General features: G+C 38.6%; 14 protein-coding genes. 8 read left to right on the top strand and 6 right to left on the bottom strand.

All coding sequences use genetic code 11. The features are described 5' to 3' along the window. Window positions 1-136 precede the first annotated feature (136 nt). Window positions 137-706 (top strand): hypothetical protein, encoded by a 570-nt coding sequence (locus ODR02_RS20325; RefSeq protein ID WP_209784100.1) that lies wholly within the window; start codon window positions 137-139, stop codon window positions 704-706. A 104-nt stretch (window positions 707-810) separates the two neighbouring features. On the opposite strand, the gene ODR02_RS20320 is transcribed toward ODR02_RS20325, so the two are convergent. The 4 genes from ODR02_RS20320 to ODR02_RS20305 form a co-directional block, all read right to left on the bottom strand. After that, entirely contained in the window at window positions 811-1,269 is a 459-nt protein-coding gene (locus ODR02_RS20320; protein WP_309513268.1) for an organic hydroperoxide resistance protein, read from the bottom strand. A gap of 31 nt (window positions 1,270-1,300) precedes the next feature. Then, entirely contained in the window at window positions 1,301-2,599 is a 1,299-nt protein-coding gene (locus tag ODR02_RS20315) for an epoxide hydrolase family protein (RefSeq protein ID WP_309513267.1), read from the bottom strand. A 274-nt stretch (window positions 2,600-2,873) separates the two neighbouring features. Further along, complete coding sequence (locus ODR02_RS20310; protein ID WP_209784104.1) at window positions 2,874-3,680, bottom strand: SDR family NAD(P)-dependent oxidoreductase; 807 nt, start codon at window positions 3,678-3,680, stop codon at window positions 2,874-2,876. A gap of 94 nt (window positions 3,681-3,774) precedes the next feature. Beyond that, window positions 3,775-4,362, bottom strand: coding sequence for a TetR/AcrR family transcriptional regulator (locus ODR02_RS20305; protein WP_209784106.1), 588 nt, complete (start codon window positions 4,360-4,362; stop codon window positions 3,775-3,777). Window positions 4,363-4,556: 194 nt separating this feature from the next. Between ODR02_RS20305 and ODR02_RS20300 the strand changes: the two genes are divergently transcribed. From ODR02_RS20300 to ODR02_RS20270, 7 genes are all read left to right on the top strand, one after another. After that, a complete protein-coding gene (locus ODR02_RS20300) occupies window positions 4,557-5,489 on the top strand; it encodes a helix-turn-helix domain-containing protein (RefSeq protein ID WP_309513266.1) in 933 nt (310 codons plus the stop codon). A gap of 95 nt (window positions 5,490-5,584) precedes the next feature. Beyond that, window positions 5,585-6,325, top strand: coding sequence for an SDR family oxidoreductase (locus tag ODR02_RS20295; RefSeq protein ID WP_209784108.1), 741 nt, complete (start codon window positions 5,585-5,587; stop codon window positions 6,323-6,325). 25 nt (window positions 6,326-6,350) lie between these two features. Then, the gene (locus ODR02_RS20290) at window positions 6,351-6,836 is read left to right on the top strand and encodes a DUF1097 domain-containing protein (RefSeq protein WP_245169680.1); all 486 of its coding nucleotides are present in this window, start codon (window positions 6,351-6,353) and stop codon (window positions 6,834-6,836) included. A gap of 37 nt (window positions 6,837-6,873) precedes the next feature. Continuing rightward, on the top strand, window positions 6,874-7,626 hold the full coding sequence (locus tag ODR02_RS20285) for an SDR family oxidoreductase (RefSeq protein ID WP_209784111.1): 753 nt from the start codon (window positions 6,874-6,876) through the stop codon (window positions 7,624-7,626). 9 nt (window positions 7,627-7,635) lie between these two features. After that, on the top strand, window positions 7,636-8,061 hold the full coding sequence (locus ODR02_RS20280) for a nuclear transport factor 2 family protein (protein WP_209784113.1): 426 nt from the start codon (window positions 7,636-7,638) through the stop codon (window positions 8,059-8,061). A 189-nt stretch (window positions 8,062-8,250) separates the two neighbouring features. Next, a complete protein-coding gene (locus ODR02_RS20275; RefSeq protein ID WP_209784114.1) occupies window positions 8,251-9,126 on the top strand; it encodes an AraC family transcriptional regulator in 876 nt (291 codons plus the stop codon). 66 nt (window positions 9,127-9,192) lie between these two features. Further along, the gene (locus ODR02_RS20270) at window positions 9,193-10,359 is read left to right on the top strand and encodes an iron-containing alcohol dehydrogenase (protein ID WP_209784115.1); all 1,167 of its coding nucleotides are present in this window, start codon (window positions 9,193-9,195) and stop codon (window positions 10,357-10,359) included. Between the two features lie 100 nt (window positions 10,360-10,459). On the opposite strand, the gene ODR02_RS20265 is transcribed toward ODR02_RS20270, so the two are convergent. Together ODR02_RS20265 and ODR02_RS20260 are read right to left on the bottom strand one after the other, a co-directional pair. Beyond that, complete coding sequence (locus ODR02_RS20265) at window positions 10,460-11,695, bottom strand: PKD domain-containing protein (protein ID WP_309513265.1); 1,236 nt, start codon at window positions 11,693-11,695, stop codon at window positions 10,460-10,462. Between the two features lie 227 nt (window positions 11,696-11,922). Continuing rightward, window positions 11,923-14,925, bottom strand: coding sequence for a reprolysin-like metallopeptidase (locus ODR02_RS20260; RefSeq protein ID WP_309513264.1), 3,003 nt, complete (start codon window positions 14,923-14,925; stop codon window positions 11,923-11,925). Window positions 14,926-14,989: the final 64 nt, after the last annotated feature.

Here is a 14,989-nt window from a genome sequence, read left to right as displayed (position 1 = left end):
AGGAAATGATATTACCCAAATGGGTAATTGACAGGTTATTATATAATGACAAAATTTGTGATGAAATAAGTGGTGTGCTGTAAAATGCATTCCATGCCATTCAAAATAAATAATAATAACCTGAAAACTAATACCTATGAAACCATTGACTCTTTTCCTATCGTTGACCGCATTTTTTACATCTGCCGGTCTTTATGCAAACCCAACTGACACAACACTGCCTGTACCAAAGGTAATTCCTATAACTGATGCTGAAAAGTGGATTGCATTTTCTCCTATTTTACTCTTTCTTTTAATTACATGCCTGGTATTTTTTAAGCTGAAAAAAGATAAGGTATCTTTAAAAGACCTGCTTTTGGATAAAGATGCGAATGTTCAGATGGAGGAAGAAAAAACAAAACAGATGGAGGCTTTTTTAGCTGCTCCTCTGGCTAGCCAGCAGGCAATGAATGAAGCAGCAACAACACTGAATACCACTACAGAATCCAATGCTCAGAAACCTAATACAAGTGTTAGCCGTTTTCTTGCCTTTATAAGCGGGCTGGTATCTGTAGGTCTGGCATGTGTTCTGACCACTTTTGCCATCTGGAATTATTTTGATGTCAATGTCTTTCCCAATCTTAATGACCTCGTTGGTGTTTTATTGACCTTGGGAATTGGAGTAGTGCCTTACGCATTTAATAAAGTCACTACTGCCGCTAAATAGTTATATCTTAAATCAAAATTACTTACTTCAATCATAATTAAGCAAAAACCTTCCTTGTTTGTGGCAAGGAAGGCTTTAATCAGCATGGTAAAAACATTCTCAAATTAGACTACTACATCTATCTTTACATTAATATTCCCACGGGTAGCTTTGGAATAAGGGCAGGTTGCATGGGCTGTTTCCACAACTTTTTTTGCTTCATCTACCGGCATTCCCGGTAAAATGACCTGTAAATGAGCCTGCAGAAAAAATCCGTCATCATGGGTTGCCAGATCTACTGAGGTATTGACAGACAGGTCTGAAGGAAGAGTAATTCTCATTGTAGCAGCACCCAAATGCATAGCTCCAATAAAACAGGCCGACCATCCTGCTGCTAATAGCTGTTCCGGATTTGTTCCGTTTCCTTTTGTGCCGGGTGATGTCAGTTCAATATCCAGTTTTCCGTCACTGCTTTTCGCTGCTCCGTTACGACCTCCTGTTACGATGACATTACCGGAATACAACACTTTACTGATATTGACTATGGTTGTATTTTCTACTTCCTGAATGGTATTTAATTCCATATTTTTATTATTTAGATTGAACAATATTGTTTTAAAGTTTTTTTCTTAGATCTTTGAAAGCTGCCCGAAGCTCTTCTGTAAAGACTTGTGGCTGTTCCCAGGCTGCAAAATGTCCACCCTTTGAAGCTTTATGATAGTAATACAAAGTAGGGTAGGCACGTTTTGACCAGCTTTCAGGAGCCTGATAAATCTCGTGAGGGAATACCGAAATCGCTACAGGAACTTTTATGTCTTTTGTCTTCTGTGCTTCTACACTGAAATTATTTTTATTGTTTTCCCAGTAGAAACGAGAAGAAGATGCTCCTGTATTGGTCAGCCAGTACAATGTAATATCGTCGAGGATAGCATCACGGCCAATTACATTTTCAGGATGAAGATCACTTTCACTCCATTCTGCAATTTTTTCATAGAGAAAAGCGGCTAAAGCACTTGGAGAATCGGAAAGTAAATAGCCCGTAGTTTGTGGTCGCGTAACCATCATTCCTCCATAGGCTGCATTTCTTCCAAAGAAAGTACTCATAGCATTATAAGCCTGTGCTTCTGAAGCAGAAAGTCCGGCAGGAGCAGGATCACCTGCATTGATCGGTTTTACAAGCTCAGCAGGAATAGTTGCGGGCATTGTAAGATGAATTCCTAAAAGACCTGAAGGAGCCTGTTTTGCCAGCGCATCAGAGATTACCGAGCCGTGGTCACCACCTTCAGAAACATACTTTTTATAGCCGAGTCTTTTCATCAGTACATCCCAGGCAAGGGCAACACGGTCAGGATTCCATCCCAGTTCGGTAGGAATTTCTGAGAAACCATAACCCGGAATTGCTGGTATAATCACATCAAATGCATCACTCGCTTTTCCTCCATACTTTACAGGATCAGTCAAAGGACCTATTGTATTGATAAACTCCAGCGGAGAGCCCGGCCAGCCATGAGTGAGTATCACAGGCATTGCATTAGCTTCCTTTGAACGTACATGGATAAACTGAATATCAAGTCCGTCAATATTGGTTACAAACTGCGGAAGAGCGTTCAGTTTGTTTTCCACCTTTCTCCAGTCGTATCCATTGCCCCAATAGGTAATCAGTTCTTTTAACTGCTCAAGCTGAATTCCCTGAGATGCATCTTTCACAGTCTCTTTATCCGGAAAACGGGTTTCGGAGATTCTTTTTTTAAGATCATCCAATTGGGATTGCGGGATACTGATGTGAAAAGGGCGTATACTGGTATCCGATTTTGATGAAGATGTAATAGCCTTGTTAATCTGTGCTTTTGAAATAGCAGGTGTACTTAGAATAAAAGTTGCTGCTAACATAATGGTTGAAATTGTTGTTTTCATTGCTTTGTTGTATTAGATTTTAGATCTGTTTTTCTTTTTGATGGGACAAAATTATGCGCTGAAAAACAGCTGATAAACGGGTAATTTGTTCAAGTAGTCATATTCATTAGTGAAATAGACATTACCAGAGGTGAACAGGAAAACTATATAAGCATGAAACAGTTGAAAATAAGAACTGGAAAAGTGTGCAGTTGCTCATCTTGAAAAAGAATAAAAAAATAAGCTCCGTTCTTGATAAAAACGGAGCTTATTTTGTGAGTATATTTTGGGGAAATTACCCGTGGGCTTCTACAGATAAATCATTCCATTCTTCCCATACTTTTAATCTTTGCTCATAATTGTGTTTTACAAATGGCAGGGCTACTTTCCCAAGCAATAAACGCAATGGCGGATTTTCAGTTTCTGCTAACTTTATCAGGGCAGGAGCTGTTGCTTCTACATTTCCAAATGAGGTTTCAGATTCAGAGAAAGCCTTTTTCACATCATCGTAAGCCGGATTACTTTGGGTATTGATTCCTGTATGCCAGATGTTGGATGCATAGCCGTTAGGTTCTACCAAAGTTACATGAATACCGAAGCTTTTCACTTCTGTAGCTAAGGTTTCGCTTAATCCTTCCAACGCAAACTTAGAAGCATTATAAAGTCCCATAGTCGGTAAAGTTGCCAATCCTAAAATAGAAGAAACCTGAATGATATGACCGCTTTTCTGATCTCTCATAATAGGAAGTACTGCTTGTGTAAGCCATAATGTTCCAAAGAAATTCGTTTCGAATTGTGCTCTGGCTTCCTTTTCATTTGTTTCTTCAACTGCTCCCGTTAATGCATATCCTGCATTATTAATCAGAATATCGATGCTGCCAAAATGCTGATGAACTTTCTGAACCACTGCTAAAGATTCTTCCCTTTTATCTACATCTAACGTTAAAGGCAACACAGAGTCTCCATATTTTTCTTTTAAATCATGAAGGGTTTCTACATTTCTGGCTGTTGCCGCTACTTTGTATCCTTTTGCTAAAAAAGCTTCTGCCCATGCTTTTCCGAAACCTTTTGATGCACCTGTAATTAAAACTGTTTTTGACATTGTTCTGTTTTTTAATTGATTGTTATGATTATACTTTTTCTAAAAGTTGTTTTTATATTAAATGACCGATCGGTCATATTTATAGCAAAAAAAATTATAGCCCATTTTCCTCTATCATTTTTTTTAAACTGTTGCCAATCACTTCCATTCTATCATTATTACCGGACATTCTTGACATCAGGTGCCCACCTTCCAGCATGGCAAATAAAACCGTTGCAAATTCTGCCGGATTCCAGTCTGCTCTGAATTCTTTATGGGCAATTCCTTTCTCAATGATGCCGGAAAGTAAATCCTGACCCTGCTTAATGGAACGGTTTACCTTTTCTTTTACAATGGGATTGGTATCATCAGCTTCCGTTCCGAAATTTAATAAAGGACAGCCTCCCGCCACCGGAGGATGATTAGGATCACTAAAAAAATCAATGTAAGCGAATAACTGCTCTTTAGAAGTTTTATGCTGGGTTAAAGCTCTTTGAAGTCTGTCGCTTAGCATTTTCATATTATGCTCCACAGCGGCACAGGCCAAAACCTCTTTATTCTCGAAATGGACGTACATACTGCCTTTAGACAATTTGGTTGCCTCCATAATATCACTCATAGAAGTAGCTGCAATCCCTTTTGTATTAAAAATAGGTGCTGCTTTTTCTATAATGAACTGTCTGGTTTCTTCCCCTTTTGCCATGATAAGACTAAATAATGATGCAAATATATGACCGATTGGTCATAAAAACAAACTTTATTTGATGTTTTTTATGAAAAATGATGGAATATCTGCTTCAATCCCCTGATAGAAGGAAAATGCTGGAGAATAATTTTTTAGTGTTTACAATGGCTATACTTTAATTAAATTTCTAAATTTACCCGAAAATTAATGCAATGGCAAACGGTAATCTGAATGTACGCACTTTGCGCGAGCTCTATCAGCAACTGGGACTTCCTGTAGATGATCTGGAAGAAGAATCCGGCTTTACCATTCATTACCTGGAAGAAACTTTCCATGATTTGCCTTTTCGTTCAGAACCTTTTCGTCCTAATTATTTCAGCTTCTTATTTATTAAAAGTGCATTCGGATATTATACCATTGATGATCAGAGATTTGAAGTGACTTCAGACACCGTTTATTTCACCAATCCCGGCAATTACCGGATTTTTGAATGGGAAAAACTGGAGCATACCTGCCTGATAACCTTTGGGGAAGGATTTTTGAAAGAATATGTACATGATGATGTCTATAATGACTTCTCGTTTCTTTTGTCCGAAGTGGTTTCACCGCGTGTTTTAACTTCCGATCAGTTTAGTCAGATAGAAGAACTATACACGTTGATTCATAAGGAATATAGAGGAAGTTCACTCTATAAAAATAAAATTATCGGAGCTCTTGTGATTGCGTTACTGTTGAAAATTAAAGAATATTTCTTCCAGAAATATAATCCTATTTATGAAGGAAACCGCAGTTCTCAGATTGTAAAAAATTTTAAACAGAACATTGAACGGCATTTCAGAGATCTGATTAACGGAAAAACCAATACCCAGTTCAGAGTTCAGGATTATGCAGATCTGCAGTCACTCCATGTTAACTATCTGTCAAGTGTGATCAGCAGTAAAACCGGAAAAACAATCAGCTCATGGATTGCAGATAAAGCGACTACCGAAGCAAAAGTAATGCTGCAGGATGAAGGACTCAGTATCAAAGAAATCGCTGCCCGCCTAGGCTTTCTGGAAACCTCTCATTTCAGCAATTATTTCAAAAAACATACTTCCATCAGCCCTGTTGAGTACAGAAAACAATACTTCAGAAAGGAATCTTAGAAATTTGCAACATCTGCTATAATTCTTGTACGTTCTCCGGAGGTGTAAAGTGCCAACTTTGTCCTATCAAATTAACATTGATAAAACAAAGTAATATGAGTACATTAAACAACAAAGTAATCCTTGTGACCGGAGCGTCAAGAGGTATCGGGGCTGAAATAGCACAACAATTAGCTTCAGCCGGAGCAAAAATTATTGTTAACTACGCTGGCGGAAAAGAGGCTGCAGAAAAAGTAGTTGCATCCATACAAGATAATGGGGGGAATGCGATTGCCATACAGGCAGATGTGAGCAATGCTGAGGCTGTAAAACAGTTATTCGATCAGGCAATCAGTCATTATGGTAAGATTGATGTATTGGTGAATAATGCCGGAATTATGATTACAAAACTGATCAAAGACACTACTGATGAAGACTTTTCCCGTCAGTTTGACATCAATGTAAGAGGAACGTTCAATACCCTGAGAGAAGCTGCCACTAAGCTTGCTGATAACGGAAGTATTATCAATTTCTCTTCAACAACTACCAGAGTGATGATGCCCACGTATGGAACGTATGTAGCGACTAAAGGAGCTGTGGAACAATTAACCCGCGTTTTCGCTAAAGAAGTGGGAAGCAGAGGAATCAATGTGAATGCAATCCTTCCGGGACCAACTAACACCGCATTGTTTACAGAAGGAAAACCTCAGGAAGTAATAGACAGACTGGCTTCTTTAAATGCTTTTAACCGTCTGGGAGAACCTGCTGATATCGCCAAAATTGTGGTCTTTCTGGCTGGTGATGATGCCAAATGGATCAGCGGACAAACGATTGGAGCCAATGGGGCTATGGCTTAATATCATACACCAATACTATTACATTATGAAGACTTTACCAATTGCTATTGCTTTCGGATTTTTCGGAGCGGTTGCTGTCTCTGTTTCTTTTTCTTTGCAGTGGCCTACATGGGTGATGTTTGTAGCCTGGGTCAGTTTCTATATTTTCGGTAAAAAGATAGAAACCTCACTTTGGGCACTTTTACAGATTGTACTGGGAATGATGATGGCGATTCTGATACAGGTGACTGCAGGCGGATTGCAGCAGCTGATCGGAGGGTTAGGTTTTCCCCTGGCAGTTTTCCTGTACATTGGATCATTAGCCTACTTTGCAGGAACAAAAAAACTGAACAATATTCCTGCCTGGTTTCTGGGTTTAATCATCCTGTTTGGAGCTCACCCTCCACTGGAACCATTGCCTGTACTCAACTTATTAATACCCATTTTAGCAGGATTTCTATTTGCCTGGCTGAACAATAAGGTAGTTGATATGATTCATGAAAGACAGACATCAAAATCAACTGTTCAATAACAACTATTACACACAATCATTATTAAAATTTACAAAAATGAATTCATTACAAAATAAAGTAGCCGTTATTACCGGCTCAGGAAGAGGTTTGGGAAAAGCTATTGCAGAACGTTATGCTGCGCTGGGGGCAGATATCATATTAAATTATTCCCGTGACAAAGCTTCCACAGATGAGGTAGAAAGCAATATCAAGGCTATGGGAAGAAAGGTTATTTCCGTTCAGGCAGATGTGAGCAAAGTGTCTGAGATAAAATATCTTTTTGATGAAGCTAAAAAAGCATTCGGGAAAATAGATATTGTTGTTGCCAATGCCGGAATTGAAATGGTGGAAACTCCTGTAACGCAGTTCACGGAAGAGCAGTTTGACAGACTTTTCTCCATCAATACCAAAGGGGCTTATTTTACGATGCAGCAGGCAGCTTTGAATGTGGAAGACCATGGACGTATCATTTATGTTGCCTCAAGTACTACAGCTTTTCCTGTTCCCGGGATGGCAGTGTATGGCGGAAGTAAAACAACACCAAGATATTTGGTAGATGTATTGTCCAAAGAAATTGGCCATCGTGGAGTAACGGTGAATACAATTATTCCTTTTGCGGTAGATCATTCGGGAATTTTTGCGGAAGAAGGAAGCTATCCTGAATTGAGAAAATCCCTGATTGACAGCTGTCCGATGGGAAGACTGGCGGAAGTAGAAGATGTAGCCAATATTGCAGAATTCTTTGCCAGTGATCTTTCTTCATTTGTGAACGGGCAGCATTTATTAGTCAATGGCGGAGCTAATCAGTAAAATAATACTATGAATATTTTTAAATTATTAAGTATGGTATTGATGATGGCTTGCAGTCTGAATGCTTGTGGACAGCGGTATCAAAACCATCAACACAAAAAAATAAAGAGTATGGATACTTCGAAAATTAAAAATATAAAAGTAAAACAGGCTATTGAAGCTTTCCAGGCAAGTGATATAGAAAAATGGATATCTCTTTTTGCTAAAGACGCAGTGTTGCTTGATGACGGTAACCCAAGAGATCTGAAAGAATTTTCAACCCATGCCATTCTTATTGAAAATTTCGTAAGCATTGATAAAGTGGAGGATAACGGAAATTCAGTGTATGGAGCATTCCACAGTGATAAATACGGAGATTTTAAAGCCTATTTTAAATTCCATTTTAATAAAGAAGGGAAAATAAACAAGCTTGAAATAGGGCAGGCAGATAATTAAAAACTCATGAGAAACTCTCTCTCAATACATTGTTTGGGAGTTTCTGTTTGTATGGAATGAACTATGAAAAAGATCACGATTTTTTTTAACAGAGAACTTTTGGGGGCACTCTATTTTAGGGGCTTTTTATTTAGGGCAGATAGACGTATAACTTTTTTTAATCCTAACTTTGCTGTGGTAAAAGGAACTATGAAGAAACTGGAGATTAAAAAAAATATTCAGAAGCAGGAAGATAAAAACTTGTCTTTCAGGGTTTTTGATTTGACTAAAGATCACTTGGATCAATATGCAAAGCCTCATAAAAAAGATCATTTCTGTATTTTTATTGTAGAACAGGGAAAACTTCAGGTGTATATTGAAGATAAAATTCATTGGATAAAAGCAGGGAAAATCTCTGTGATATTTCCGGAACAGGTGCATTTTGTAGGGGATTCAAGCGAAGATCTGATGGGGAAGATTATCCTGTTTGAGGAAATACTCTTTTGTTCTGATATTCTGAAAAATGAATTGAGTACCTATAATGTTAATCTTTCTACACAGCTCAACTGTACGATACTTTCACGGGAAGACTTTGAACAAAGCTTACGCAACACTTCAATCATCAAAGAAATTTACGAACAGCCAACTCTTATAAAGAAAGAACAGGCCAGATTTTACATTAAAATTGTCCTTCTCGGACTTATTGAATCGATTCACGGACTGCATCCGGTTCTGCATGAAAAAACAGCAGACCAGCCTATGTACGTAAGGTTTAAAAAGCTGTTGAATGAACACTATAAACTACACAGAACGGTTCAGTATTATGCAGAAGAACTGGCCATTACTTCCAAAAAATTAAACTCTATTACGAAAAAACATTGCGGAGAGACTGCTATTCAGGCTATACATAACCGTATTTTAACGGAAATTAAACGGCAGCTGATGTTTTCAGACCTTTCCCATAAAGAAATTGCTTTTGATCTGGGTTTTAATTCCCCTTCTGCTCTCAATAAATTTGTAAAAGCAAAGCTCAAAGAAACTCCCACCGAACTTCAGCAGGAACTGGCGCAAATGTATAACGCGTAGTCCTGTTTGTATAACAGGGCTTATGAAGGCTTGTCTAATTTTGTATCATTAAAATCAGATAAGAAAATGAGCAAACTATTTATTGCAGGTGAAGTCTTCCATGGCGCGGGAAGTCTTGATGAATTAAAAAATATCAAAGGAAAAAAAGCAGTTATTGTAACAGGAGGAAGTTCCATGAGAAAAAGCGGAACCCTTGATAAAGCAGTGGCTTACCTTCATGAGGCAGGCATCGAAACACAGATTTTTGAAGGAGTAGAAGAGGATCCTTCTTCAGCAACGTGTCTGAAAGGTGCAGAGGTGATGAATACCTTCCAACCCGACTGGATTATCGGTTTAGGTGGATGCTCCGCAATTGATGCTGCAAAAATTATGTGGGTATTTTACGAATATCCTGAGGTAGAATTTGATGCTTTAATCAAGCCTTTTACAGTTCCTGTTTTGAGAAATAAAGCTAAGTTTATTGCCATTCCTTCTACCAGTGGTACAGGAACGGAAACTACTGGTCTTGCGGTGATTACAGATAGAGAGAAAGGCGTAAAATATCCTGTTGTTTCTTACGAATTGACACCGGATATTGCTATTATTGATGGGGAAATCTGCGCTTCAATGCCGGCACATGTGACATCCAATACAGGTCTTGATGCATTGACGCATTGCGTGGAGGCTTATGTTTCAAATATTGATAATAATATTGCAGATGCTTTGTCTAAAGGTGGGTTAGAAATTGTTTTTGACAATCTAAAAGAAGCAGTGGAAAATCCCAATAACATCCAGGCTCGTCAGAATATGCATGACGCATCATTTATGGCTGGTTTAGCCTTCAACAATGCATGGCTGGGTATTGTTCACTCTCTTTCTCATCAGGTAGGAGCATTGTACGGAATTCCTCACGGAGCTTCCAATGCTATTTTCCTTCCGAATGTGATCCGTTATAATGCGCTGGCTACAGAACGTTATCCTGAACTTGCAAAGGTCATCGGGAAAGAAACAACGGAAGAACTGGCTCAGGCTATTGAGACGCTGCGTTCTGAAGTTAACAATCCTTCAGCGATCAAAGATTTCGGAATTTCAAAAGAAGATTGGGATAAAAATCTTGACTATATTGCAGCCAACGCTTTAGCAGATCCTTGTACGGGTTTCAACCCGAGAGTGCCTGTTTTAGAGGAACTGAAAGCAATTTACAATGCCTGTTATGAAGGTGCTGTATATGCAGAGGAAGTAGTTGCAGGATAAGATTTGAAAACACTTCAATGTGTTGATATCTATAAACATACTATTTGTATGGTAAAAAGAAAGAGAACTCAGATTGGGTTCTCTTTCTTCAGTTATTTAATTATTTGACCATGATTTTAATGTTTTCCCTACGATCATTTTCATATAGAATACTCATCATGTAAGCACCTTTCTCATACGTTGAAAAATCTATTTTGAGATCAAAAACATAGAGGTTTTTCCAGTCGGCAAGCTTCCTTTGAGCGATATCATAAATAATAATGTTCTTTATTTTTCCTTTACTTTTCAGGTAACAAAAATCGTTGACCGGATTAGGGTAAAAGGTAAGTCCGGACTCAATGGCAGGATCTGCAGTTCCCAAAGAACCGATAGTAATAACCTTACTCAATGTTTCTGAACAGGCATTTTTATTAACTGTCAGGGTGACGGTATAACTTCCGGGAGAGGCATACTGATGAGCCGGATCTGATGAGTAATCCGTGGTGCCATCACCAAAGTTCCATAATATTGAAGTGTAATTGGTGGAGTGATTGGTGAAATTCACATTCGTTCCATTGATTGCAGCAGTAAAATCCGAATGAAGATGAAACGCATTGCTGTTCCATTGTGCAGGATTATTAAAAAAGACCTGATCAGCAATCTCCTGAAAATTTTCAGCCGTGTTTTGAGGCAGTCCGTTATAAAATGCAGAAGGGAAAACATGATCCTGGAAAACCGCAGAATACATAGAAGCTGCTACAAGGTAACTTCCTTTCGGCCCCGGATGAATATCATTATACGATCCATGAAGAGCCAGATCCTGCGATGAAGTGTAATACTGCCTTGCTGATTCTCCGGCAGGAACCATTTCCACCTGCATCAGGTTAGACATCTTAGTAATGGAATCCTTTATTTTCTGCTGAAAAGTAAAATAGACATTATATTCATTAGCGGATGGTACTCCATAGGGAATTTCATATAAGAATATTTTGGAACATGGGCTGTATTTTCGGATGGAATCCCTGATTTTGCGGCCACGTTCTGCGGTCACGGAAACAGGATAAGAATGACCTGCAGATTCACCAGTACCGGGCTGCATGATAACATACTTGTAGTTTTTTGATTTTATTTTTTGGTACAGTGCAGGATCATCTACATGATTAACAAATCCGGTTCCTCCCGGAGTATGGGTTGTTATGGAAACATTCTTTCCTTTAGAAGCAGCTATATTTTTGAAAATTTCAGGCATATCATTAAAATACGTGACACTGTTTCCTATGAACAGAACGTCATCGGTCTGACAGAAAGATAAGACTGAAAAACCAGTACATATCAGAAAGAGTAGTTTTTTTATCATATCATATGTTTTTTAGATTCTTATTTAAAAAAGGTACCTGCGAAAAACCACTTCCAGCGCAGGTACACAATACAAACGATGATTAAAAATGTCAATTTACTTTGTTAGAGATTTTTTTGATTTATTATGAGGTATTGATTGGGCTGTATTATTTTAAAAGTGGCTTATAAAAGTACCTGCAGGTATTGCAAATGACCAGCAGGTACACGGTACACTAATTATTACAACTATTTCTTGATTAATTTTGTATTATAAGTCGTCGTATCATCCTTTATGGTGATTACATACATTCCTTTGATCAGTGAAGCAACATTGATCCTTTGTCCATCCAATTTCCCTTCCTGAACAAGTCTTCCGTCTGCACTGTAGATTTTGTAATCAGCTTTGCCTTTTATATTTTTTACTTCTACAAATGTATCTGCAGGGTTAGGATAGAGCCCAATATCAGATGTTGTCTGTACAGATTCCTTCGTTCCAAGGGCAGCACTGATCTTTACAGAGAAATCCCACACCGAACCTCTTGAGAAAAGATCACCATTATCATCTAAAGAAGGGCTTGTGCATGCATCAACTGATGCATTGAAAAACCCACTTGCTACTCTCATTCTTAACGTCTTATCTCCGTTGTAGGCATTGGCCGGAACTGCAAACGCAAAACTTCCCTGGTGTCTTTTATTGGCATCCGGAGCTGCTCCGTTAATACCAATTCTTTCTGAAGCCTCAAATACTCCGTTTCTGTTGTAATCAATCCATACCTGTATCCAATCCTGATAATTTCCTCCTGCACGGTTGGCATAAACAATGTAGTTCAGATTATACTGAGCGCCCTGAGTAAGCTGAATCAATTTTGAAGGATCTTCCGAATAGTCTTTATAGGCATGCTGAACGGTAATTCCGTTTCCTGCTAAATCCACATTGGCTAAAGTTACCCTTAATATCCCGCTGAAATAGGGACTGTTTGTAGTGTTTCCTCCTGTAGTCATCAGACAGTAATCATATCCTGTGCGTAAACCTTTAGTTTTAAAATTATACGTAGGAGAGAATGCTCCGGCAACATTATTAATAACGGATGCAATGCTGACTTCATAAGACGTTTCATCCTCAAGGTTATTCAATAATACTGAATTAACCGGGCTGACAGCATTAGACCAGTTGGCTGCTCCCACTTTTCTATAATTGACAGAATAGGTGGCTCCCGGGACATGATTCCAGGAAACGGTTGCAGATGTTTTTAATAGGTCATTTTCAAATGCTGCGATTCCTGTTGGAGCATTATTTACAGAAGCGGGTGCACTTCCTACAGTTATTGTAGGAGAAACAGCATAGAATATATTTCCAACGGCTGAAATTCTCAGTTTGATATTCCCTTGTAAGGAAGCAGGCATCTGTATTTCAAAACTTCCGTCATTAGGCGTTGATGCCGTAAGTTCTGTCCAGGCTGCTCCATTATTGACATCAGTAGTATATTCTATTTTTACGTTGGCAGCGTTGTAAGGAGCAAGGTTTGTATTGGCAACATCCCATGAAATAGTATTGGATGCGTTATTATACAGAACAGAGGAAGTACTCAGACCTTTGAATTTGAATGGGCCATCGTTTCCTACTGTCACGGTATTTTCTGCTGAAATAGTCAATGGTCTGTTCGGGTTATTGTCCCTTACAGATACAGCATAATGCAAAACTCTTGGAATATAGGATACAGATTCCCATCGATCTTTGTCGGTTAATTTACCACTCATTACGACAGGCAGACTTGGGAAATATCTTCTCCCTGATGCCACTGCTGGATAAGAACGTGTAAGTGATCCTTCAGGATTAAAACCCCAGCCGCTGTCTCCTGAGATGGAACTGGTATTGCCCACGCTGTCATATTGCTCCCAGTTGTAGATAAACTGATTACCATCTGCGTCTACAGCATTAGCATCCAGGTAGTATGCTGTCCCTTTAGGAATATTATAGGAAATAAGTGGAGTAATAGCGGGTGCATTATTGTTTACAATATTTTCGGCAACTCCACAATCTGGTTTACCTTCAAGGTTGGTTAAAATCTGGTTTATTGATGAATAATGGAAATAGGCATCACTATTCATCTGGACATTATTAGCTGTGATTCCTGCATAGGCCATGATTGTTGTTCCTCCTCCAGGTTCTATATTGACTCCTGAGCCTTCGGTAACAGTAGAAAATGTATGGTTACCTCCAAGCTGGTGCCCCATCTCATGGGCTACATAATCAATATCAAAAGTATCTCCCACAGGGTTGCCATTTTGTGTAAATGCAGAACCTTTTCCTAGCGGCTCTGCTGCTGTTGGATCAGTACATATGCAGCCTATACACCCTGCATTTCCATTTCCTCCTGCGGCATTAAAAACATGCCCGATATCATAATTGGCATTTCCGACTCCAGCGGTTAAGACCTGTTGTAACTGACCATTCAAATCATTTGTATATGGATCATTAGCGGCGTTAGCAAAAATGATATTAGGAAAGTTTTGTATCGTTAAATGAATAGCAAATTCTTTTTCAAAAACACCATTCACACGGGTCATGGTATTATTCATCTGTGCAAGAGCGCCTGCAACCCCTCCAAAAAGCTGTGTGTATTCACCTGTTGCAGACAGAGCCAGTCTATAGGTTCTATATCTTGATGCGGCAGGTCTTCCTGTAATATCAATACCGGGAAGTTTATTTTTTCCGGTGTGTTTTAAAGATTTAATATCCAGCCCTTTGCTTCCTTCCATATTACAGGTAAAGCCATGTTCGGAGTCTGTTCTTTGCGTTTTATAAAACACTCCATAAGTCTTTTTATCTGCTGTAATAGGTTCAATGAACTGAAATACACCATCTTTGATAATCATGGACTGTATTTCGTTAGGGGATGTACTGAATCTTATATACTTGGAAGGATCATCAATTCCTATCCCTACGTAAGATCCCAATCCATATTTTTCAGCCAGTGACTTTTCCATTACAGGATTGCTGTATACGGCAAACTTTTCTATGGTTCCTTCTGCGGTGGGCAGCTGGATTGTGACTGCTTTTGCATTTACACCCGTTTCCTCTGCGTTCTTCAATAACTGAATTAAAATATTAATATCAGTTTTGTAAGCATGCTGGATTTTAACCTCCCTTCTGATTTCAGATACTTTCTGTGAAGAGGATTCCCATCTTTGTGCATTGGAAAGACAGAAGCCTGAAATCAAAAATAATGATAATAGAGTTTTTCTCATTTTAAAAATTAGGTATTTAAATAGTGATATTGCGAAGAATGAATATAATATTCGGGTATTCAAA

Source organism: Chryseobacterium sp. CFS2, assembly GCF_036543225.1.
GTDB lineage: Bacteria > Bacteroidota > Bacteroidia > Flavobacteriales > Weeksellaceae > Chryseobacterium > Chryseobacterium culicis_A.
Note: the sequence above shows the minus strand (reverse complement) of the source record. Positions and strands in the feature narration are given on the sequence as shown.

Bases quoted from the DNA above. Each gene is read 5' to 3' on its own strand.
- ODR02_RS20325 (WP_209784100.1), top strand. From the start codon at position 137: ATGAAACCATTGACTCTTTTCCTATCGTTGACCGCATTTTTTACATCT.
- ODR02_RS20320 (WP_309513268.1), bottom strand. From the start codon at position 1,269: ATGGAATTAAATACCATTCAGGAAGTAGAAAATACAACCATAGTCAAT.
- ODR02_RS20315 (WP_309513267.1), bottom strand. From the start codon at position 2,599: ATGAAAACAACAATTTCAACCATTATGTTAGCAGCAACTTTTATTCTA.
- ODR02_RS20310 (WP_209784104.1), bottom strand. From the start codon at position 3,680: ATGTCAAAAACAGTTTTAATTACAGGTGCATCAAAAGGTTTCGGAAAA.
- ODR02_RS20305 (WP_209784106.1), bottom strand. From the start codon at position 4,362: ATGGCAAAAGGGGAAGAAACCAGACAGTTCATTATAGAAAAAGCAGCA.
- ODR02_RS20300 (WP_309513266.1), top strand. From the start codon at position 4,557: ATGGCAAACGGTAATCTGAATGTACGCACTTTGCGCGAGCTCTATCAG.
- ODR02_RS20295 (WP_209784108.1), top strand. From the start codon at position 5,585: ATGAGTACATTAAACAACAAAGTAATCCTTGTGACCGGAGCGTCAAGA.
- ODR02_RS20290 (WP_245169680.1), top strand. From the start codon at position 6,351: ATGAAGACTTTACCAATTGCTATTGCTTTCGGATTTTTCGGAGCGGTT.
- ODR02_RS20285 (WP_209784111.1), top strand. From the start codon at position 6,874: ATGAATTCATTACAAAATAAAGTAGCCGTTATTACCGGCTCAGGAAGA.
- ODR02_RS20280 (WP_209784113.1), top strand. From the start codon at position 7,636: ATGAATATTTTTAAATTATTAAGTATGGTATTGATGATGGCTTGCAGT.
- ODR02_RS20275 (WP_209784114.1), top strand. From the start codon at position 8,251: ATGAAGAAACTGGAGATTAAAAAAAATATTCAGAAGCAGGAAGATAAA.
- ODR02_RS20270 (WP_209784115.1), top strand. From the start codon at position 9,193: ATGAGCAAACTATTTATTGCAGGTGAAGTCTTCCATGGCGCGGGAAGT.
- ODR02_RS20265 (WP_309513265.1), bottom strand. From the start codon at position 11,695: ATGATAAAAAAACTACTCTTTCTGATATGTACTGGTTTTTCAGTCTTA.
- ODR02_RS20260 (WP_309513264.1), bottom strand. From the start codon at position 14,925: ATGAGAAAAACTCTATTATCATTATTTTTGATTTCAGGCTTCTGTCTT.